Genomic DNA, 20,086 nt, shown 5'->3' on the forward strand with positions numbered 1-20,086 from the left:
CGTGAAGAGGGGTGTGGTGCAGCGTAAGCATGGTACGGATCACGTATAAGACACCAGGTTTGACTCCTGGTCACCTCTCGTTTTTTTTGGGTTGCTTGATAGGTTGTTTCTGTTCTCGTTGATACTCTGCAATGTACAGCAGTAGAGAGATAGATCGAGTATGATCAATGAAGAGCCGCCGTCATCTTTTGCTGCTGAAGCCGCCGATATGGAGACCGATCCGGCGCGCCTGGCCGATTTAGCGCGCTATCCAATGCTTGCTCCTCTGGTAGCTGAAAATCCCTCTACGCGCACTGAAACGTTGATGAATCTCTATGCACTAGATATACCTAATGTTAGAAGAGGGATTGCTCGCAATCCAGGCGCGCCAATGGATCTTTTATTTAAGCTGGCCCGCGAGTATCCTGCCGATTTTCTACAAAACCCTTTGCTACCAATGCTCAATCTCACGCAGCCGAATTTCGCTAAAAGCATTCCCGCCCATGCCTGGATTGGTATATTGCGCTGTGAAGAGATCCCGTCATTCTGGTTTAAAGTAATTAAAGCGGACAATTATTTTCAGCGCTTTAATGCAAAGACCTGGGAAATCATGCAGATGCATGTTGCCATGGCGGGTGAGGCGCCGGATGGATGGCGCGAGGTTGCGGGTATGGCCTTGAAAAAATATCAGAAGAATATGCCAAAGGCCTCGCCATTATCCCATAATGAAGAGTTTGCGCTGTTCATACTGTTTGTTTTACTGTTTCCTCTCGCAACTCCCATGGTGAAAGCGCGCTGGGATTGGAATACTCGGGCGTCCGCGAACATTAGAGATAATATACAACTTGCTTTAGCCGCTGGCGTTCCAATTGACAGAGGTGGCCTGAAGGTGTTGGCGCGCAAACCAGATGTGAGCTTGCAGGTAGCAGTCGCACGGCACGCTATGACTCCTACCAGGATACTTGCCCACCTGAGCAAGTATGGGAGTCCAGCTGTGCGAGGAGCTGTGGCTGGAAATCCGCAGACGCCGGGGCAAAATATTGCGAGGTTGTTGACAGACGCCCACGCTATGGTGCGCCGACGTGCTGTTACTCACCCTGCTGTCGGCCGGCAAGATTTTGGGTATCTGCAATATGATGAGGATGCGACGGTGCGCGCAGCTATCGCGGGTCGCCATGGACTCGATGCTTCTATCTATACCCGGCTGAGTTGTGATGCAGCCTATCAGGTCAGGAGAGCGCTGGCCCGCAACGTGCAGGTATCACAAGAGATATTGCGCTTATTGGCCCACGATGGTGAGCCTGAAGTCAGGGCTGCCGCAGCCAGTAATCCCCGGCTGCCACTTGATTTGCTGGCAGGGCTGTCGCGCGATGATGCAGAGATTGTGCGGGCAGGCCTGGGGAGTAATGCCAGGCTCTCCAGTGATAGCGCTGAACAGTTCCTCCATGACCAATCGCTTATGGTGCGCAAAGCCCTGGCCGCCAATCCACGTACACCTATTGCGCTATTAGACGCGTTGTTACACACAGAGGAGATGACGATCTGGCAGGGATTGGTGCGCCATCCTCGTTTGGAGCCTGCGCAATTGATCTACCTGGCCGAGCATGGAGATATAGCGGTACGCAGTGCGGTGGCGGCCCATAAACGAACTCCGCTTGAAGTGCTGGAAAGGCTTGCACGGGAAAACAGGAGAGAGCTCTGGCAGGGTCTGGTCACCAATCCACATACGCCACTGCCAATTCTGAAGCGCGCCATTGAAACCGAAGATTACAAAATCTGGTTCAGCGTGATGAATCATCCAGCAATGATGCAGAGTCGGGGACAACCATTTGTGGAGCTGCTCCAGAAAAAGCTCAGGCCATTGCTGATAGAGAATACTCTTCCTGCCTGGTTTCGTAAAGCTGTGCTACAGTATTACACCTCATTGCCTGTAGCGATTGTGGAAATATTTGCTGAATCACCATCCTGGGAAGAGCGCTATCTGGTCGCTCGTTATCCCTATGCCACCGCAGCCGTTCTAGAGACCCTGGCCCACGACGGTAACCGCTATGTGCGTGCCGCCGCGCGGGTGGCCCTACGAAACGCCAGATAGATAGAAAAATCGACAGAAACGAGAAAAAGGTATATGACACCCGAGGCGCTGGAACAATTCCTGAACAAACTGGTACGGCATCGTCTGATGTATAGCACCATGATCTGGGGACCGCCCGGGATCGGTAAATCAAGCGTGGTGGCCCAGGTAGCGCAAGAGCATGGGATGGAAATGATCGACCTGCGCCTCTCTCAGCTGGCTCCGACCGACCTGCGTGGTCTACCGGTAGCAGACAATGGTATCTCCCGCTGGTATCCACCCGAATTCTTACCCAGAGAAGGCAAAGGTATCCTTTTCTTAGACGAGCTAAACCTGGCTCCGCCGGCGATGCAGGGGATGGCTCAACAATTGGTACTCGATCGCCGGGTGGGCTCTTATGTAGTTCCGGATCGCTGGTTTGTCTGGGCGGCGGGAAACCGCAAAGAAGACCGGGCCTCCGTCTTTGATATGCCAGCGCCCCTGGCCAATCGTTTTATTCACCTGCATGTTGAGCCAAATTTCGAGAGCTTTAAAAGCTATGCATTAGGACATGATATCCACGAGCATATTCTGGCCTTCTTATCTTTTCGACCGGCCTTGCTGCACAAATTAGATCCACAACAGCCTGCCTGGCCCTCGCCACGCTCCTGGATGATGGCTAACAGACTCTACACACATAATATGGATATTTCCCATGTTGTCGGTGAGGGCGTGGCTTCCGAGTTAGCAGCTTTCATCAAGCTGTACAATCAATTGCCTGATGTTGAAGAGATTTTACAGGGTAATGGCAATAAGATTGAATTCCCCAAAGAACCTTCGCTACGCTATGCCATTTGTGTCGCCTTGACTATGCGGGCAAAGACGCTGCAGGAGAGCTATCTGGCCTTTCAATGGATGGCTGCCCGCGCTGGCCATGAATGGATACAATTGTTTGCCACCGACCTCTTTCGTCGCTCCCAGGCGCGTAATGAGCTGGGCAAGCTGGCTGCCCTGGTCCAGCGCGACCAGCGGCTACAACAGATGTTTGCAGAATACATGGAGATGATGGGGACCCCTTAATGAACACGCGAGATGAATTTGAGCGCCAGGTCTCCAGAGCCATTATCCAACTGCGCCTGCGCTCACCATTTTTTGCTACCCTGGCCCTCTTTGCCTCCATCAAGCCTTCCGAAATTTTTGCTACGGCCGCGACCAATGGACGCGACATCTTTATCAATAAGCATTTCTGGCAGCACCTGACAGCGGATGAGCAGCTGGGCGTAATGGCCCATGAAGTCCTGCACGCGGCCCTGCTTCATGTAGCAAGGCGTGGGACGCGTGAACCGTTGCGATGGAATATCGCGGCGGATATCGTGGTTAATGGCATCATCATGGCTCAGGAAGGTTTCGCCTTACCAGAAGGTGCCATCAGGATGAAGAAGCTAGAGCACTTGAGCGTCGAGGAGGTCTACCATCTCATCAAAGTGTATTCGAAGTTGCAGCTAAAATATCTGGACCTGGTGGAACCTGAGGATGGTTCGCTCTCGACCGCTGAATATGCTGAGCTTGAGCAACATTGGCGCCAGGCTTTGCAGCAGGCCCAGGCGATCATGGACATAACAGGCCACGGCACATTACCGGCAGGATTGCAACGCGAGCTGGGACACCTGCACCCTGCCCAACTGGATTGGCGCGCCTATTTATGGCGCTTTCTGGTACAAACCCCGGTCGATTTCCAAAGCTATGATCGGCGCTTTATTGGCCAGGGACTCTACCTGGATGCCCTGGCGGGTGAGTCCGTCAAGGTCTATATCGCGGTGGATACGAGCGGCTCTATTGGCAGGACTGAGATCGGCCAGTTTCTGAGCGAGATACAAGGCATCCTGGGCGCCTATCCGCATCTAGAGGCCGTTTTATATTATGCCGATGCAGCCTGTTACGGACCATATCCACTGGCACCAGATGCAGAAATCCCAGCTCCAAAGGGTGGGGGGGGCACCGATTTTCGACCGTTCTTTACCATCATTGACGCCGAAGGACTGACCCCCCATGGAGGCGTCGCCGTCTATTTCACAGACGGCTATGGTACCTTTCCCAGTGAGAGTCCCGCCCTACCCGTATTGTGGGTCCTTTCTGCGGGTGGCATAGATGTAAATAGAGTGCCATTCGGCGAAGCGGTACGCCTGATCCCCGACCAGGCGTAATTGAGAAATTACTATTGCGAATATGTATGGCCGAAAAAAATTCTTGACAGTAGTGAGTGTTTCAATTATACTGGGGCTGTGGTTATACGTATAACCTGGTGGATTTGAAGGGAATTTAATGGGCGAAGAATCAACTGATACAGGATTGCGTAGTGTGCCGACCAGTGTCGATGTGGCGCGACGGGCGGGCGTATCGCAGGCCGCCGTCTCGCTGGTGATGGGCGGAAAAGCGGCTGGACGTGTGGGCAAGAAGAATCAGGAAGCGATTTTACGGGCGGCCAGAGAGCTAGGGTATGCGCCCAATAGCGCGGCGCGCACGCTACGCTCTGGACGTTCACATGTGATTGCCCTGGTGGTGCCGGATGTCAACAATCCTTTTTTCGCGGCTGTCTTCGAAGGGGCGGAGCGAGCGGCTAGAAAAGAAGGCTACTCGGTGATCTTGATTACGCTCAAGGATATTCAGGACTGGCAGCAGATCATCAATGATGCCTTTACTACGTACGCGGTAGAGGGCTGGGTACTATATACGCTCCGCGTACCTACCGCGCCGCTGCAAGAGCTTTTACGTGATAAAGCCATTATGGTTGACGGCTTTAGTGCTGAGATGCCCTCGCTGCTGCTCGACATCCAGCAAGGTATGGCTGATATGATGCAGCATCTCATCCAACTGGGCCATACACGCATCGCCCATCTTGCAGCGGCCCCAACGACGAAACGTTTCGGCTCCGCCACCAGGTCTATCGAGAGATGCTACTACAGCACCATATTCCATATCGGGATGATTACCATGTCAGGTCAGAGTTTACATTGGAAGCATCCTATCAGGCCGCCTACCAGTTGCTCACGCTGCCGGATGCGCCTTCAGCCATCGTTTGTGATAGTGACATGCTGGCGGCAGGAGTCTATAAAGCGGCCTATGCATTGCACCTCAGCATTCCAAACGATCTCTCCGTAGCTGGCTTTGATGATAGCCTGGTCAGCCGCATCCTGGTGCCAGAACTGACAACGGTAGCTATTCCCACCGACACCCTGGGAGAGCAGACGATAGCCCTGCTGCTCAGTGTGCTGGAAAACAAGCAGGCTCTCCATTTCGATGCGCTCCATTATCACTGATGGTGCGAGGATCAACAACGGCTATTAAAGAATGAACTAATAAAAAACACTAATATTTATTCTTGCCGGGATATGTGACATCCCTGGCAAGGAGAGGGTCAGCATGAATATACAAGCATATCCAAAAATTGAACTACATCACCATCTGGACTGCTCCTTGAGCTACCAGGTTGTGCACGCCATCGATCCTTCGGTAACGGAGGAGATCTATCGCCATGAATTTGTGGCACCGGTCAAATGCACAAATCTGGTCGATTTTCTAAACAGGACAGTCAGAGGGATTGCGCTCATGCAGACCCCTGAGCATTTGCGTATGGTGGTAGCGGATGTGATGGACCAGTTAAAGCGTGATAATGTCCTCTATGCAGAACTGCGTTTTGCCCCACTGCTGCACACCCAACAGGGAATGACCCCTGAAGAGGTTGTCGAGATCGCCAACGCAGCATTGACCGAAACCAGCGCTGCCACTGGGTAGAGGCGCGGCTTATTTTGTGCACCCTACGCCACTATAGCGCGGAGGAGAGCATGCTGACCGTGCGCCTGGTTGAGCAGTTTAGAGGTACCAATGTCGTGGCATTGGACCTGGCAGGCGACGAAGCGGGTTATCCATTGGATGCTCATATCAGTGCATTTGAATATGCAGTCCAGCAAGGACTATATCGGACCGCGCACGCCGGCGAAGCCAGGGGAGCCGACAGCGTCTGGGAAACCCTGCAGCACCTCCAGCCAACGCGCATCGGCCATGGTGCCAGGAGTATTGAAGATCCAGCCCTGATTGAAAAATTGCGCACAGAGCAGATCCACCTGGAGATTTGTCCAGCCTCAAACCTCCAGACCAACATGTACGATACCTATATTGACCATCCCATAAACCAGCTTTACCAGCAAGGGGTGCCGCTCAGCGTCAACACAGACAACCGCATGATCACTCCTGTGACGCTCAAACAGGAATACGAGCATCTGCACCAATATTTTCAGTGGGGGAAAGAAGATTTCTTGCGCTGCAATCTTCGCGCAGTGCAGGCCTCGTTCCTGCCAGCAGAAACCAAAGAGCGCCTGATCGACAAATTACAAGCGGCCTATGCTGCTTGTGAATAAACCTGAATAACAAGAAAAGCGACGTGCCCGGGCACGTCGCTTTTCTTGTTATTCAGGGTGCTCTGCCTGATCAGAGACGCTGAATTTGCCTGGCATGGTAAGCTACATAAGCGGGGACATGATTAGAGGCACAGCTTACTACCAACGAGCCAGCCGCTTCAAATAAGCGGTTGAAGAGCGGCAAAAGCTTACTTCAGAAAAGAGCAAAATTATGGCTAAGATGCAAACGAAGAGCCTTAACACACCGGATGAAGTCAGATCGTTGCCGAAGACCAAAGTAGAAGTCATTAATTTAGGTGAACTCACGCTTATGAAACTGACATTTGAGCCTGGATGGCGCTGGTCAGAGCACGTCAAACCTACCGTTGGAACAGATAGTTGTGAAGTGCCGCATTTCAACTATGGCCTATCCGGTCGCCTGCATGTAAAAATGGATGATGGGACCGAAAGCGAGATTGGAGCGGGTGATGCGCAACTCTTACCTCCGGGCATGATGCCTGGGTAGTTGGTGATGAGCCCTATGTAGGATTGGATTTTCAGGGCGGGCATCTCTATGGGAAAGCAGCCCACTAGAAGAAAAGGGACAGAGAGGGTCTGTCACACTCTCTGTCCTCATGCTATGTTGGGAATAAAAGAGGTACAAGGGAAGCGCTCTTTCTTTAATCGGTGTGAGCGACCAGGGATTGGTATTCGGGATGATGTTGGATGTATTCGGCTACAAATGGGCATTCGGGAACGATGGATAGGTGGGAGGTGCGCGCCTCCTCAAGGGCGGCCTGGGCTAATTTACTACCCAATCCATGGTGTTCAAGCTCCGGGGGAACTTCTGTGTGCAGGTAGACGATGCGCTGTCCTGGCGTGCATATGTAAGTATGGCGACTTGATCGTCAACGTGAATCTCATAGCGTTTTTCTGCGGTATTGTTGATAACTTCTGGATTACTCACGGTATCATTACTCCTGGTTATACCTGGCTACTAAGCCAGCTGGCGCTAATTATTTTTGATGAGGATTTAGCTGAGGTAAATCCTCATGGGTGTCTCTTTATTAATACTATTGAGAACACTGTATTAGTTTCCTTCATTCCTTTGGAGTTGGGGATGGTTTCGCGTGCGTGCGTGCGTGCGCTGACGCGCCCGAAAAATTTTATATTGTTGTGCTAATGGCGCCGAGCGCCATTAGCACAACAATATAAAATGGATATTTTTTGATGATGAAACTGCGCCATTAGCACAACAATATAAAATGGATATTTTTTTGATGATGAAGCTGCGCCATTAGCACTGCAATGGCATGTTATTGTAGTGCTAATGCTATAGTTTTAGCACTACAATATAAAATTAAGACAGTATTTTTGAATTGAGTCGATTATAAAGCAATTATTATGTGATGCGATAAATGCTTACTACGAGCTTTTTACATCACATAATGAAATGGTACGGGCGTTGCGTCCTGGCCTGGCTTCGCTGATTGTTCCGTGTATGTGCCAGCGGATTGTCCAGTTGCAGGGGCGCTCGCCGTCGATGGTTAGTTGCCATTGTTGATTGTCTAGCAGATTTAATGTTAGTTGGGTGGCTGTGCCGTGCTCATCCCAGATGATAGAGGTTGTATGCTCGGCACCGGGATACACTTCGAGGGTGATCTCGTCGGGGAGGGTATCGCCGATGAACTGGCGGTCGGGTCCCAGTGGGAGGATGCTGCCAGCTTTGACATAGAGTGGAATAGTATCGAGGGGTGCCTGGCGCGTAATATAGCGTCCGCCAATGAGGCGCTGGTCGGTCCAGAAATCGATCCATTCGCCCTGGGGAAGATAGAGGTTGCGCGTCACGGGTTGCCTGTCTTCGCTGAAGATCGGGGCTACCAGCAGGCTATCGCCAAGCATGTAGCTATCGTCGATCAAGGCCGTAGCGGGATCGGCAGGGAATTCTAACAACAGGGGACGCAGCATCGGTAGTCCCTGCTCGTGTGTTTGCCAGGCCAGGCTATAGAGATAAGGATTGAGACGTATACGTATACGTGCGTAGCGTTTAAAGTTTTCCAGTGCCTCGACCCTGAATTCCCAGGGTTCGCGTGGTGTGGTGCCGTGGGCACGTGTGAGCGGAGACAGCATGCCGAATTGCGTCCAGCGGATATAGAGTTCGGGCGATGGAGGCGGCCCATAAAAACCACCAATGTCGTGGGACCAGATGCCGGGTGCGCTGAGGGCGTAGCTCAGTCCTCCACGCAAGGAAGAGCGCATCGACCAGACATCAGTTTTAGGATCACCACCCCACTGGGCAGGATGGCGCTGAATGCCAGCCCATCCTGAGCGTCCCCAGATCATACCGGGTTTGCCGGTCTCTTCAAGAATAACCTCATGCACCGCCTGGTTGTAAAGTAAAGGATAGAGGTTATGTAGCGTTTCACCATCCATGCCATTGTATGCCTGGGCCTCGCGTGGCACGGCCTCGCCAAAGTCGGTTTTAAAGCAGGCAACGCCAGCCTGTAGCCATGGTCGGTGTAGATCCTGCCACCAGCGGCGCGCGGCGGGATTGGTAAAATCAAGGATGGCGCGAATATTACCTCGGCAGGTGGAGAGCCAAAATCACCACTGATCGGTTCACCAGCGGCGTTTTTGAGGAAATAGCCTGCCTCGGCCGCTTCCTGGAAACGGCGCGCATGCGAGGAGATATAGGGCAACTCCCAGAGCGAGATTTTGAAGCCCTGCCGATCCAATTGTTGAATCATCTCAGGTAGAGCCGGGAAATTTGTATCGCTGGAAACAAAGTCACAGGATAGATTAGGGCGTTCAAGCCAGGCGGGATCAAGGTGGAGGACATCACAGGGGACCTCCTCTTCACGGATACGTTGCGCGACTGCTTCGACTTCGTCCCGGGTCTGATAGCGGCAACGCGAGAGCCAGACACCAAAGGCCCAGCGGGGAATCATGGTTGCTCGCCCGGTTAGCTGTGTATACTCGGAGAGAATAGATTTTGGCGTCTCGCCAAAGATCAGATAGAGATCCAGCAATTCCTCGCTCACCTGGACGCGGGCGGCCCGACCTGAGGTGGTACCCAGGCGCACCTGGACCTCGTTCGGGGTATGGAAGAAGAGCCCATAGTGTTCAGAGGAGAGCAAGAAAGGGATATTTTTATAGGCCGCATCGGTGGTCGTTCCCCAGGCATCCTGCGTCCAGAGCGTCAGGTTGCGCCCCCGCTGGTCGAAGCCATTGAAGCGCTCACCCAGACCATAGAGATGCTCATCCGGAGCCAGGCTCCAGGTCCAATAGGCCTCCTGCCTCTCCGCGCTGGTAGTTGCAATGCCTGGAGGGGGGGTACAGAGTAAGCCATGCACATCCCTATCATCGGTAGCCGTGGACCAGCTATAGTGGTTTGCTTGCTGCGTAAGCGAGAACGCAAAGGGATCGCGCTGCAGGCTGAATTGCAAGCCCCCATGTGAGACTATGACCGCTCTAGCCTGCTCTTCTATGTGTGGCGTAAACGCGAGTGGCTCGGCCGCAGCGCGATCTGGCAGCAATATCCCAAAGTCGCGTGGCTCCTCTAAGCGAGCTGGCGGCCCGAGTCGCAGGCGCACACAGGATGGCGAAATGATCTCCACGCGCAAAGCCAGATCTTCCTCAATGTGTTTTTCGAATGGCAATACGTCCGGAGGCCGATTCGGCACATTGGTAAACGTCATCTGATCGGTTAGCGACTCGTTGCTCAGAATGATTGGGCGCGACTCATCGCCGATATTGCGAAATGGAATCGTGCCCAGGGTAGCCTGGAAGCCGCCCTGGATAGCCCTTACCGTACCGAGTTGGCGGGCAAACTTACCTTCGGTCTGCAATAGACGTTGTATCAACTGAGCAGGAATCTGCATGGTTCTCTCCCAGGTAAAAATTATAAAAATGGTTACTAGAGTACAGAGATTGTAAAGTCGCAGGACCGCTATAGTCGGCTCGCGCTTTACACTCTGCTTTCAGGATACACTATGGGTTAGCCTTTGAGCGCACCGGCTGTCAGGCCGGAGACAACACGGCGTTCTAGCAGCATGATCAAGACCACCAGTGGTACCACTGACAGGATTGTGGCCGCCGAGAGGACCGAGAAATTGGTTGTAAACTCGGTCTGGCTGATGGTCACGATGCCGACTGGTAATGTATAGGTACTGGTGCTGGTATAGTTCAAAGCAAAAAGATATTCATTCCAGTTGCCGACAAAAACAATAATCGCGGTCGCAAACAGGCCGGGCACTGTTACAGGCAAGATAATTTGTAGGAAGGCTCGAAAGCGCGATAGGCCATCCACGATAGCCGCCTCCTCCAGTTCTACCGGCACATCCTGGAAGAAAGCCATCAACACCAGCACTGCCAGCGGCAAGCCAAAGACCGAATAGGGCAAGATCAAGCCTTGCAGCGTATTCAAAAGATGCAGGCCCTGCAGGATCTGGTAGATTGGAATGACCTGAACCAGTGGTGGGAAGAGCGAGAAGAAAAGGACCAGTAGCAGGATCACATTTTTCCAGCGAAAGCGTAGTCGCGCAAAGGCATAAGCCGCCAGCGTCGCCAGAATCATCGTAATCACCGTCGAAACGCTGGCCGTGATCACACTATTTATATAGTAGTGACCGATATCGCCCTGTAAAGCCTCCACATAACTGGCTACGGTGGGATGTCCTGGTAGCAGCGTAGCCGGAACCGAAGTCGTCTCCTGTGCCGTCATCAACGAGGTTACCAGGGCCCAGAGCAGAGGGAAGAATTGGATCAAGAGAATGATGGCCGAAATCCCATAAATGACCGTACTCGACAGCCAGAAAAATGGTCTGCGCGGCCGCTTTGTCCCCACCGATCTGGATTGCGCCTGATGCTGGTGCTCTGCTTGCAGTGTTTGTGCCATATGTATATGTTCCTCTCAGTTTCTAGCTTACACCGGGGCGATAAAGGGTACGCAGGTAGATAATGATAAAGGCAAAAGTGATCAGCATCAGTACGATAGCAATATTCGAGCCATAGGGAAAATCGCCGTACTGCTGAATTTGCAGATTTATATAGAGTCCCAGGTTCTGGGTTGCATTGCCCGGGGCGCCATTGGTAAAGGCGCTAATCAGATCAAAGGCCTGCAGCGATTCAATCGTGCGCAGCACCAGCGTCACCGCCAGCGTCGGGCGCACCAAGGGTAGCGTTATGCGCCAGAGTGCCTGCCAGGAAGACGCGCCATCCACCCGCGCAGCCTCCGTTACCTCCTCAGGGATAGCCTGAAGGCCAGCCAGGACCAGCAGCGCAACCAGGGAATTGGCCTTCCAGATCGCCAGCACATAAATTAAGGTTACCGCCAGCGGTGCCGAGCCCAGCCAGTTGATTAAATGGGCATGATCAATGATATGGAGCCGTAGCAAGAGACTATTAATCAGACCATACTGATCATTGAAGATATAGGCCCAGATGACCGAGTTTGTGGCAGTTGGAATAGCCCACGGCAGCAGGATTGCCGTGCGCACCAGCCAGCGACCACGAAATTTCATATTAGCAAATAGCGCTAGCGCAGTACCAAAAATCATTTGCCCCGCTACCGTAACCAGGCTAAAAAGCAGAGAGAACTTCAAGGCATTCCAGAACTGAATATCATGGACCAGGCGTACATAGCCCTCCAATCCGGTCAATGACATACCCATGCCGAATGAGCCGCCTTTGTGGAACGAATACCAGATGGTACTGAACGCCGGATAGACACCCAGAGCCAGCAGCGCGATCAGGACTGGGGCCAGCATAGCCCAGGCCAGACGCTCCTCTCGGCGTTCCAGGATACTTCTCTTTGTGCGTGAACGAACTACCGCCATATGCGTTGCTATCCTTTTTATTTGTACGAACAGACACGTGCAATTAAATGGAACGGTGCGGCATCTTTCAGCATGGAAGATACCGCAGCGAAGTCCGGGGTTAAGCCAGAGAAGCAATCTGAGACTGTACCCCATGCAGCGCATCAGCAGGCGACTGCTGATTACTCAGCACACCGTTGATGGCGGCCTGAAGCGGGGTCGTAAACTGGTTATAGGTTTTTAACTGAGGGCGATTATGACCACTGTTCAGGATGGTTGCCAGGTCCTTGAATTGCGGATGCTTGGTTTGCAGCGTAGGATCGCTGAGCACGTCCGGACGCGTCGAGACCAGGCCCGCATTCTGAGCCAGCGAGGTCTGTGTCTCTTTACTGAGTAAGAAATCGATAAAGGCCCAGGCCTCATCCTTATGCTTGGAATTAGCGTTGATGCCCAGCACCCAGCCACCTGTGCAGCCCTGTCCTTTATTGCCATTGAGCGCCAGCGTCGGCGCGATGCCAACTTTACCGGCCACCTTCGAACTCTTTGGATTATTGGCAATCGCATAAGCAAAGGTCCAGTTGCGCATAAAAGGCGCCTGCCCGTTGTTGAAGAGATTGAGGATATCGTTAGGCGCGTAGGTATTGGTCCCGTTAGGCGAGAGCTTTTTGCTATAGATCAGGTCATGCATATATTGCAGCGCGTCGATACTGGTGGCATCATCAACTTTTAAGCTACCTGGATTGCCAATATTGCCACCGGCGCCCCAGAGGAACTCCAGCCACTCATCAACGATAGCTTCAATCTTCTTACCTGGCAGCAGGTAGCCATACTGAATACCATTTGACTTCTCACCAGCCAGAATTTTTGTCGCCAATGCTTCCATATCAGCGCGTGTCTGCGGCACCTGACCACCATACTTCTGCACCAGGTCAGTGCGATAGTAGAGCAGTCCGATATCCAGGTAGCGCTGGATGCCATATAGCTGCCCATTGATCTTACCCACATTGCCCGCGCTGGGATAGAACTGTTTCAAATAATCGGCGGAGGCATAGCGATCGAGCGGCTCCAACCAGCCGGAACTGGCAAACTGCGCTGGCCAGGTCACATCGATATGCACCACATCCGGCACCTCCGACTGGGCGCGGAAAGCATTGACGAACTTGCTATATTGATCGGTTGCCACAGGTGGTAACTGCTGATATGTCACCTTGATTTTACCCTTATGCAGATCGTTGAAGCGCGCGATCTCAGCCGCTTGCTCTCCGGTCTGGTCACTCAGGGCTGCATATTGGATCGTCACCGGGCCGTTAGAGGTAGACGATGAAGAAGAGCTATCGTTACCACAAGCCGCCAGCAATGGACCAAGCAGGGACGCACCGACGCCGGCCTTGACGCCATTACCGAGCAATGTACGACGTGTCAATTTTGACGTTGAGATAGATGCATCCAGATTAGAAGATGGATGCTGCTCAGGGATAATGCCCATAAAAAATAGCCGCCTTTCCTTGTGCCAGGAAAAAAGAATGTGGGTGTGTGAGTACAGCGATAGCGCTGCGCTCATAATGCTACGAGAGATCTTCCTGGTTGCCGAGAGAAATAATCAATAAAAGAAAGAGAATTAAATCTCCAGATAGATTTCGTGGTTATCGACCTGAATGGGATAAGTGCGCACACGGAACTTATCAGGCTCGGTCAGGCAGGTTCCTGTTTTGACATCAAAGCCAAAGCCATGCCAGGGGCAACGAATAATCTCGCCAGCGCGTGTATAACCGAATTCTTCACCGGGCTGTGTTGCTTCAGTTAAGCCCACCAGCGTCCCCTCTCCAAGGGGGCTACGCTGGTGAGGACAGATACCATAGATCGCATAAAATTCACCCTGCTCACTATGGACCACCACCACGGGGATATTCTTGACGGTATAGCTACGTTTCTCGCCACGCGGAACGTCTGTTTCGTGGCAAACATGGTACTGCATCTTCTCTGAACTTCCCTTCTAATCCTCAAAGCCAAAGAGCTCGCGTGCATTGTCGTAGAAAATCTTCTGCCGCAAATCAGCAGGGAGGCCACGAGGTACCGATTCCTCGGGCGAATCAAAGTCCCAGTGAGGATAGTCAGTGGCGAAGACCAGCAGCTTATCGGTTTCCAGCATCTCATGCAAACGCAGCCAGTTTTCCACACTGGTATCCTCGGTAGGCTGCGTCGAGAATTTCACGCGCTCGCGAATATATTTAGAGGGGAGTTGTTTGACCCAGGGAATCTCCAGATGGAGTGAGCGATAGTTCTGGTCCATGCGCCAGAGCAGATGAGGTAGCCAGCTATAGCCACTCTCCAGCACACAAAAGCGCAGCGTAGGGAATTTATCAAAGACGCCATTGACGACCAGGCTGGTCAGGGTTGCCATCGCACCTTGCGGCACATTGATGTGCCACTCGATATAATAGCGGCCCTTACCCAGCGCGCTCTCTACAGCGCCGGTGTGGTGGAAGGCCACAACCAGATTATGGCGGGCAGCAGCTTCAAAGATTGGATGGTAGAAAGGATCGCCATAAGACCACTGTCCAATGGGAAGTAAGATCTGTACAAAGCGCGGATCGGGGCCCAGACGATCAATCTCACGAGCCGCCGCCTGGGGATCTTGAGGGGCCAGCTGGATACTGGCAGCCAGGCGAGGGTCCACGGCCAACCAATGATCGATCACAAAATTATTGTAGGCATTGGCCAGCGCGGTCGCGAACTCAAACTGCATCGGCATTACCGCCGGCATGAATTGCCCGGTAAGTATTGCATGCTTGATTGGATACAGATCCAGCACCTGCTTACGCAGCAACTCATAGTCTGAACCAGCCGGCGCGCCATCCGCCGGCTGAGAATCGCCACGGTTCACGCCATGGCTGGCCCAATGTACATGTGGATTACCCGTGCCCTGCCAGGCACCATTGGTAATCAAACCACGCCATGGCTCCTTCAAATAAGGTACCAGGTCAGTCCATTTGGTAAACGTCTCATGTATATCGGTATCGATAATTGGACCTGTATACTTCGACCCACCAGTTAACTGACGGTTAGAGGCATCAGTTGTCGTCATTGCTCGAGTCCTTTCACTTCAACGTGTTCACTCCCATTGTAACCTATTGCCATTTTAGACACCACCAGGATAATGAAACGTTTTCTGCTCGTCTTGTTGTCCAGACATAAAAATTAAACTGAAAACAACTGCCGATGTCGCTGCATTTTCTCTTATGTCGACAAAGTTGATATATTTAGTCAACATAGACTGTTACCCCTATAGTAACGCTTATCGCCGAAGTTGTAAAGAGTTAAATACCCCGTGTCTTTCGACCGGGGTATTTGGGTTGTATGCTGTTGATTGTTTTTTATCGGAATTATCTTAAATCATCGCTATTGAGATCGGGATCAATGATTTTGATGACCTCTACAGAAAGGAAACCAGGATCGAGGCGATTGAGGGTTTGGCGGATCGTTTCGACCAATTCTGCTGCACCCTGCAATTTGTAGCCAGCGATGGTGAGCTGGAAATAGAGGCTGTGCAGGAACGACCTTGTATTGTGATAGGCATAGATATCTGGTGGCTGCGTAAAGCGCAACGTATCTTCCCACTTCATATGCTCTTCAACCTGAGCTAGCTGTCTACCCCACCAGGGCCAGAAGGTTGGCGCGAGTAGATTGCGCGTCAGGGCCGCAATTACAACCAGGGCCAGACGCTCATCCTCTAAAGTCATATAGCCATAGCTGGTGGGCAACATCACGCGCTCGGCGACAGCGGTCAAAATACGCTTCAGTTCGGCATCACCGATATGGCGATTGCGGGCCAGCACACCCAGGAGATCTCCTGCATGGGCCAGCGCGTGCAACCAGCCTTTGCCTGTAACATAGCCGCGCAGATCCTGCTCACTCATCAGATAATTTATGCTCTGCTCCATAATGCCATGGACCTCACTGCGGTCCAGAAAAGGATGCTTATTATCATATTTGAGGATGTCGGAGAGGGTCAGAGCAGAAAATGAGCGCAGCAGTACCGTATCGTCTCCCTGCGTCCCCAACTTGTGCCGCATATTCTCAGCGAGCTGCATAACCATAGGGCGCAGCATGGCGGGAGTATAGTAGCCCTCTTGAATCCAATTTTCGAGCGTTGAATAGATATAATAATCGCGCAGCTCGGGATCGGGATCGCCCAGCTGGCTTAATAAGTCCGGCGTTAACTGTTCAACGCTATAGCCGGCCGGAACCTGAAAATGATTGAGCGCAATCGTGCGCCAGAATACTTTGTCCATCATATCCTTTATTGTGTATTGCTATGTTCGCAACGCCTCGGCTAGTCTGGATGGACCCATTCATTGAGGCTGTCTACAAACAAGAAATTCTCAAGCATAAGGCTATTTTATCCTTTGCTTGTGAATATAGACAAGTATTCAGGTGCACGCTTGTACCCGTTTGAGGTTTGTTCTTACCGCTTATACTAAAAAAAATACCGTATGTGGCTCAATGTTCATACATAGAATGGGATGGATGCGTGGGTGACACGGATCAGTCAGTGGACATGTTGGAGGGTGGAAATATATGCAGCAGTTGGGAAAGCTCAGGTTTCCAGTGGCTTTTTATGGTGGAGATTATAATCCAGAACAATGGATGGCGGAGGAGAATGGACGCCAGGTCTGGTTAGAGGATCTGCGCTTGATGCGTAAGGCCGGGGTAAACCTGGTCTCGCTGGGCGTCTTTAGCTGGGCAGCCCTGCAGCCAGCGGAAGATAGATTCGTCTTTGAGTGGTTAGATCAAATACTGGAGCTACTGGCTGCGCAGCAGATTTTTGTCTGCCTGGGGACCGCAACGGCGGCACAGCCAGCCTGGTTATCAGCAGCATATCCAGATGTGCTGCCTGTGGACGAGGCCGGGGTTCGTCATAAGCCTGGGGTACGACTCAATTATTGTCCCACCAATGAACAATTTCGGCGGCTCTCACAAAATTTAGTACGTAAACTGGCCGAACGCTATCGCGAGCACAGCGCCTTGCTCCTCTGGCACGTCAGCAACGAATACGGTCCAGCCTGCTATTGTGAGTATTGTGCCATGCGCTTCCGTGGCTGGTTACAGCAGCGCTATGGCAGCCTGGAAGAGCTCAATCGCCGCTGGATCACCACCATCTGGAGCCGTACCTATACCTCCTGGGAGCAGGTACAGCCTCCCAGCAGCATTGGCGAACACAGCCTGCAGGCCCTGCAGCTTGATTACCAACGCTTCCTGTCAGACATGAATCTGGAAGGATACCTGGGAGAAGCCGCTATATTGCGCGAGGTCACGCCGCATATACCGGTGATGACCAATTTTCATGGCCTGACTCGCCATATGGACTACTTTTCCTGGGCACCGCACCAGGATATCATCAGCTGGGATTCCTATCCGCGCCACAATTCCACGCCCGATATGGTCGCCTTCTTTTATGATATGATGCGTTGTCTGAAGCACAATCAGCCGTGGTTACTGCTGGAGCAGACGCCCAGCCAGGTGCAATGGCATCAGGAGAATCCGCTTAAGCGTCCGGGGGTAATGCGTTTGCAGAGCTACCAGGCGCTGGCACATGGCTCGAACGCGATCATGTTTTTCCAATGGCGCCAGGCACGTGGCGGTAGGGAAATGTATCATGGTGCTATGGTCAGCCATGCAGGTCACGAGCAGACACGCATCTTCCAGGAAGTTGCCGCCCTGGGAGCTGAACTTAAATTGCTGGAGCCAGCATTACTGGAGACACAGATGCAAGCCCGGGTCGCGTTATTGATGAGTTGGCCAAACTGGTGGGCGGTAGAAAATCGCCATACACCGAGCCGCCACTTCAACTATATTGCTGAGCTACAGCACTACTATCGAGCATTATGGCAACGGAATATTGCCGTAGATATCATCTCTCCCGATCAAGCACTGGATAACTATCAACTGGTGATCGCCCCACTTTTTACCATGGTAAGCGAGGAGCAGGGCGCAGCCATCGAACAATATGTCAAAGAGGGGGGGACTTTCCTGACAACCTATTTCAGTGGCATGATCGATGAGAGTCACCGGGCCTGGCTGGGTGGTTTTCCCGGGCCACTGCGGCGCACACTGGGTATCTGGGTCGAAGAATTTGATCCATTGCCTGAAGGAAAAACGAATACCCTGTTCTGCCTGCAAGAGGCGGATGATTGGAGTGGGAGCTATAGCTGTGAACGCTGGTGTGACATTGTGCATCTGGAGGGAGCCCAGACCCTGGCCGTCTTCGGGCAAGATTTTTACGCTGGCCGACCAGCAATTACCGAGAACCATTATGGTCTGGGTCAGGCATTTTACGTTGCAACGCGACCAGAGGCAGCCGGGATAGATGCCCTGATAAACATGTTACAAAGTCGTCTTGGACTCACCGCCCCACTATTAGTACCAAGAGGCGTTGAGGTTACGCGCCGCGAAGGGAAAATTACCGCTTACTTTTTACTTAATCATCTGCCACAGGAGCAATACGTCTCCCTACCACGGCCCATGCGCGACGTGCTCACGCAGCAAGTGTATGAACAGGAAATGCAGTTGCCTCCACACGGTGTTGCCATTCTCATTCCCCTATACCAATAATGTTTGAGGAGTGTCGGTGGATCACACCAATAATGTTTGAGGAGTGTCGAACCGGGCTCAGCCCGGTTCGACACTCCTCAAAAAGAAGAGTTCGGGCGCGTTAGCGCACGCCCACAAAGGTTAGAAATTGAAGTTATCGGGATCAGCACCAGTGCGCTCGTTGCGATTCAAGCCATCAAGGCGCTGAATATCTTCATCGGAAAGCGTAAAGTCAAAAACGTTAGCGTTTTCACGGATGCGCTCGGTATGGATAGATTTTGGAATTGTTACTATGCCACTTTGCAGATCCCAGCGCAGGATGATCTGTGCTGCCGATTTGTGATACTTATCAGCGAGCTCTTTCAACAGTGGGAGATTATGTTTACCCTGGATCAGCGGGCTCCAAGCTTCTACCTGAATACCTTTTTCCTGGCAGAATCTGCGTAGCTCGGTCTGACTGAGCAATGGATGGAGCTCGATCTGGTTGACAGCTGGCACTACTTCGCTGTTCTGCAGCAGGTCATTGAGATGGTGGATCTGGAAGTTACTCACGCCGATAGCACGTACGCTGCCATCGCGATACAATTTTTCCATGGCCTTCCAGCTATCTTTATATTTGCCCTTAACTGGCCAGTGGATCAAGTACAGATCGATAACATCAAGACCTAACTTTTTGCGGCTCTCGTCAAAAGCGCGCAACGCCGAATCATAGCCCTGATCAGCGTTCCACAGCTTGGTGGTAACAAAAAGCTCACTGCGTGACACACCACTTTGTTTGATGGCCGTCCCAACGCCAGTCTCATTGCCATAAGCGGCCGCTGTATCAATCGAGCGATAGCCGGTTTCCAGAGCATCGCTGACCGCCTGGATCACTTCATTGCCTTCTTTAGTCTGAAAAACACCAAAGCCAAGCCATGGCATCTGAATTCCATTGTTGAGTTTTGTGGTATCAGTGATATGTTGAATATTGGTCAAAAGTCTGGTCCTCCTGTTTTTTTAAGGGAGAGACAAGCCTGTTGAAGAGCACAAAAATACTCCGACTTTGTCCATTTTATAAATCCCCATTTGTTTTACGTTTATACAAACGTTTTTCGTTTCATATATATTCCCTGTATAAGAAATGAATATGATTAATTTAATGATCTGGGATAAAATAATAGCTATAAATGAAAGGTTGCACCTTTGATAGATCCAACATATGCAAGCAGCCTTTATCAGGTAGATTGAGCTAAAATGACAGATCTCCTATCTCAAAT

At 51.9% G+C, this 20,086-nt stretch carries 16 protein-coding genes and 3 pseudogenes; 8 read left to right on the forward strand and 11 right to left on the reverse strand.

Translation table 11 applies throughout. The features are described from left to right. Positions 1 to 160: 160 nt before the first annotated feature. From EL645_RS38330 to EL645_RS38360, 7 genes and pseudogenes are all read left to right on the forward strand, one after another. Positions 161 to 2,071: a hypothetical protein gene (locus EL645_RS38330; protein WP_126557614.1), complete on the forward strand. Its 1,911-nt coding sequence runs from the start codon at positions 161 to 163 to the stop codon at positions 2,069 to 2,071. Positions 2,072 to 2,104: 33 nt separating this feature from the next. Then, the gene (locus EL645_RS38335) at positions 2,105 to 3,109 is read left to right on the forward strand and encodes an ATP-binding protein (protein ID WP_126557615.1); all 1,005 of its coding nucleotides are present in this window, start codon (positions 2,105 to 2,107) and stop codon (positions 3,107 to 3,109) included. Further along, on the forward strand, positions 3,109 to 4,233 hold the full coding sequence (locus tag EL645_RS38340; protein ID WP_126557616.1) for a vWA domain-containing protein: 1,125 nt from the start codon (positions 3,109 to 3,111) through the stop codon (positions 4,231 to 4,233). The genes EL645_RS38335 and EL645_RS38340 overlap by 1 nt, the downstream gene beginning before the upstream one ends. Positions 4,234 to 4,351: 118 nt before the next feature. Next, positions 4,352 to 4,921 (forward strand): annotated as a pseudogene (locus EL645_RS45010) (LacI family DNA-binding transcriptional regulator); the annotation flags it as partial. Between the two features lie 59 nt (positions 4,922 to 4,980). Beyond that, positions 4,981 to 5,346: a substrate-binding domain-containing protein gene (locus EL645_RS45015; RefSeq protein WP_126557618.1), complete on the forward strand. Its 366-nt coding sequence runs from the start codon at positions 4,981 to 4,983 to the stop codon at positions 5,344 to 5,346. Between the two features lie 103 nt (positions 5,347 to 5,449). Next, positions 5,450 to 6,444 (forward strand): annotated as a pseudogene (gene add, locus EL645_RS43685) (adenosine deaminase). Positions 6,445 to 6,655: 211 nt separating this feature from the next. After that, positions 6,656 to 6,949 (forward strand): cupin domain-containing protein, encoded by a 294-nt coding sequence (locus tag EL645_RS38360; RefSeq protein ID WP_218032285.1) that lies wholly within the window; start codon positions 6,656 to 6,658, stop codon positions 6,947 to 6,949. Positions 6,950 to 7,103: 154 nt separating this feature from the next. Here the strand turns inward: EL645_RS38360 and EL645_RS46170 are convergent, their stop codons facing one another. The 10 genes and pseudogenes from EL645_RS46170 to EL645_RS38405 form a co-directional block, all read right to left on the reverse strand. Beyond that, complete coding sequence (locus EL645_RS46170) at positions 7,104 to 7,289, reverse strand: GNAT family N-acetyltransferase (protein ID WP_371865854.1); 186 nt, start codon at positions 7,287 to 7,289, stop codon at positions 7,104 to 7,106. Beyond that, complete coding sequence (locus EL645_RS43690) at positions 7,226 to 7,390, reverse strand: hypothetical protein (RefSeq protein WP_246035725.1); 165 nt, start codon at positions 7,388 to 7,390, stop codon at positions 7,226 to 7,228. Before EL645_RS43690 ends, EL645_RS46170 begins: the two co-directional genes overlap by 64 nt. Before the next feature lie 458 nt (positions 7,391 to 7,848). Continuing rightward, positions 7,849 to 9,000: a glycoside hydrolase family 31 protein gene (locus tag EL645_RS45020; protein WP_126557619.1), complete on the reverse strand. Its 1,152-nt coding sequence runs from the start codon at positions 8,998 to 9,000 to the stop codon at positions 7,849 to 7,851. Between the two features lie 38 nt (positions 9,001 to 9,038). After that, positions 9,039 to 10,304: pseudogene (locus EL645_RS45025) on the reverse strand (TIM-barrel domain-containing protein); the annotation flags it as partial. 116 nt (positions 10,305 to 10,420) lie between these two features. Next, the gene (locus EL645_RS38380; protein WP_126557621.1) at positions 10,421 to 11,320 is read right to left on the reverse strand and encodes a carbohydrate ABC transporter permease; all 900 of its coding nucleotides are present in this window, start codon (positions 11,318 to 11,320) and stop codon (positions 10,421 to 10,423) included. A gap of 22 nt (positions 11,321 to 11,342) precedes the next feature. Further along, a complete protein-coding gene (locus tag EL645_RS38385; RefSeq protein ID WP_161978042.1) occupies positions 11,343 to 12,260 on the reverse strand; it encodes a carbohydrate ABC transporter permease in 918 nt (305 codons plus the stop codon). Between the two features lie 100 nt (positions 12,261 to 12,360). Next, positions 12,361 to 13,725: an ABC transporter substrate-binding protein gene (locus tag EL645_RS38390; RefSeq protein ID WP_161978043.1), complete on the reverse strand. Its 1,365-nt coding sequence runs from the start codon at positions 13,723 to 13,725 to the stop codon at positions 12,361 to 12,363. A gap of 132 nt (positions 13,726 to 13,857) precedes the next feature. Next, positions 13,858 to 14,214, reverse strand: coding sequence for a Rieske (2Fe-2S) protein (locus EL645_RS38395; RefSeq protein WP_126557624.1), 357 nt, complete (start codon positions 14,212 to 14,214; stop codon positions 13,858 to 13,860). A gap of 18 nt (positions 14,215 to 14,232) precedes the next feature. Further along, positions 14,233 to 15,324, reverse strand: coding sequence for an amidohydrolase family protein (locus EL645_RS38400; RefSeq protein WP_126557625.1), 1,092 nt, complete (start codon positions 15,322 to 15,324; stop codon positions 14,233 to 14,235). A 298-nt stretch (positions 15,325 to 15,622) separates the two neighbouring features. Next, positions 15,623 to 16,534, reverse strand: a complete 912-nt coding sequence (locus EL645_RS38405) for a DUF2785 domain-containing protein (RefSeq protein ID WP_126557626.1) — start codon at positions 16,532 to 16,534, stop codon at positions 15,623 to 15,625. A gap of 283 nt (positions 16,535 to 16,817) precedes the next feature. On the opposite strand from EL645_RS38405, the gene EL645_RS38410 reads away from it, so the two are divergent. Then, positions 16,818 to 18,851: a beta-galactosidase gene (locus tag EL645_RS38410; RefSeq protein ID WP_126557627.1), complete on the forward strand. Its 2,034-nt coding sequence runs from the start codon at positions 16,818 to 16,820 to the stop codon at positions 18,849 to 18,851. 120 nt (positions 18,852 to 18,971) lie between these two features. Here the strand turns inward: EL645_RS38410 and EL645_RS38415 are convergent, their stop codons facing one another. Continuing rightward, the gene (locus tag EL645_RS38415; protein ID WP_126557808.1) at positions 18,972 to 19,751 is read right to left on the reverse strand and encodes an aldo/keto reductase; all 780 of its coding nucleotides are present in this window, start codon (positions 19,749 to 19,751) and stop codon (positions 18,972 to 18,974) included. Positions 19,752 to 20,086: the final 335 nt, after the last annotated feature.

The sequence above is a fragment of the Dictyobacter kobayashii genome (assembly GCF_003967555.1).
Taxonomy (GTDB): Bacteria; Chloroflexota; Ktedonobacteria; order Ktedonobacterales; family Ktedonobacteraceae; genus Dictyobacter; species Dictyobacter kobayashii.

Excerpts from the sequence above, each read along its gene's own strand:
- EL645_RS38330 (WP_126557614.1), top strand. The coding sequence starts at position 161 with ATGATCAATGAAGAGCCGCCGTCATCTTTTGCTGCTGAAGCCGCCGAT.
- EL645_RS38335 (WP_126557615.1), top strand. The coding sequence starts at position 2,105 with ATGACACCCGAGGCGCTGGAACAATTCCTGAACAAACTGGTACGGCAT.
- EL645_RS38340 (WP_126557616.1), top strand. The coding sequence starts at position 3,109 with ATGAACACGCGAGATGAATTTGAGCGCCAGGTCTCCAGAGCCATTATC.
- EL645_RS45015 (WP_126557618.1), top strand. The coding sequence starts at position 4,981 with ATGCTACTACAGCACCATATTCCATATCGGGATGATTACCATGTCAGG.
- EL645_RS38360 (WP_218032285.1), top strand. The coding sequence starts at position 6,656 with ATGGCTAAGATGCAAACGAAGAGCCTTAACACACCGGATGAAGTCAGA.
- EL645_RS38380 (WP_126557621.1), bottom strand. The coding sequence starts at position 11,320 with ATGGCACAAACACTGCAAGCAGAGCACCAGCATCAGGCGCAATCCAGA.
- EL645_RS38385 (WP_161978042.1), bottom strand. The coding sequence starts at position 12,260 with ATGGCGGTAGTTCGTTCACGCACAAAGAGAAGTATCCTGGAACGCCGA.
- EL645_RS38390 (WP_161978043.1), bottom strand. The coding sequence starts at position 13,725 with ATGGGCATTATCCCTGAGCAGCATCCATCTTCTAATCTGGATGCATCT.
- EL645_RS38395 (WP_126557624.1), bottom strand. The coding sequence starts at position 14,214 with ATGCAGTACCATGTTTGCCACGAAACAGACGTTCCGCGTGGCGAGAAA.
- EL645_RS38400 (WP_126557625.1), bottom strand. The coding sequence starts at position 15,324 with ATGACGACAACTGATGCCTCTAACCGTCAGTTAACTGGTGGGTCGAAG.
- EL645_RS38405 (WP_126557626.1), bottom strand. The coding sequence starts at position 16,534 with ATGATGGACAAAGTATTCTGGCGCACGATTGCGCTCAATCATTTTCAG.
- EL645_RS38410 (WP_126557627.1), top strand. The coding sequence starts at position 16,818 with ATGCAGCAGTTGGGAAAGCTCAGGTTTCCAGTGGCTTTTTATGGTGGA.
- EL645_RS38415 (WP_126557808.1), bottom strand. The coding sequence starts at position 19,751 with ATGCCATGGCTTGGCTTTGGTGTTTTTCAGACTAAAGAAGGCAATGAA.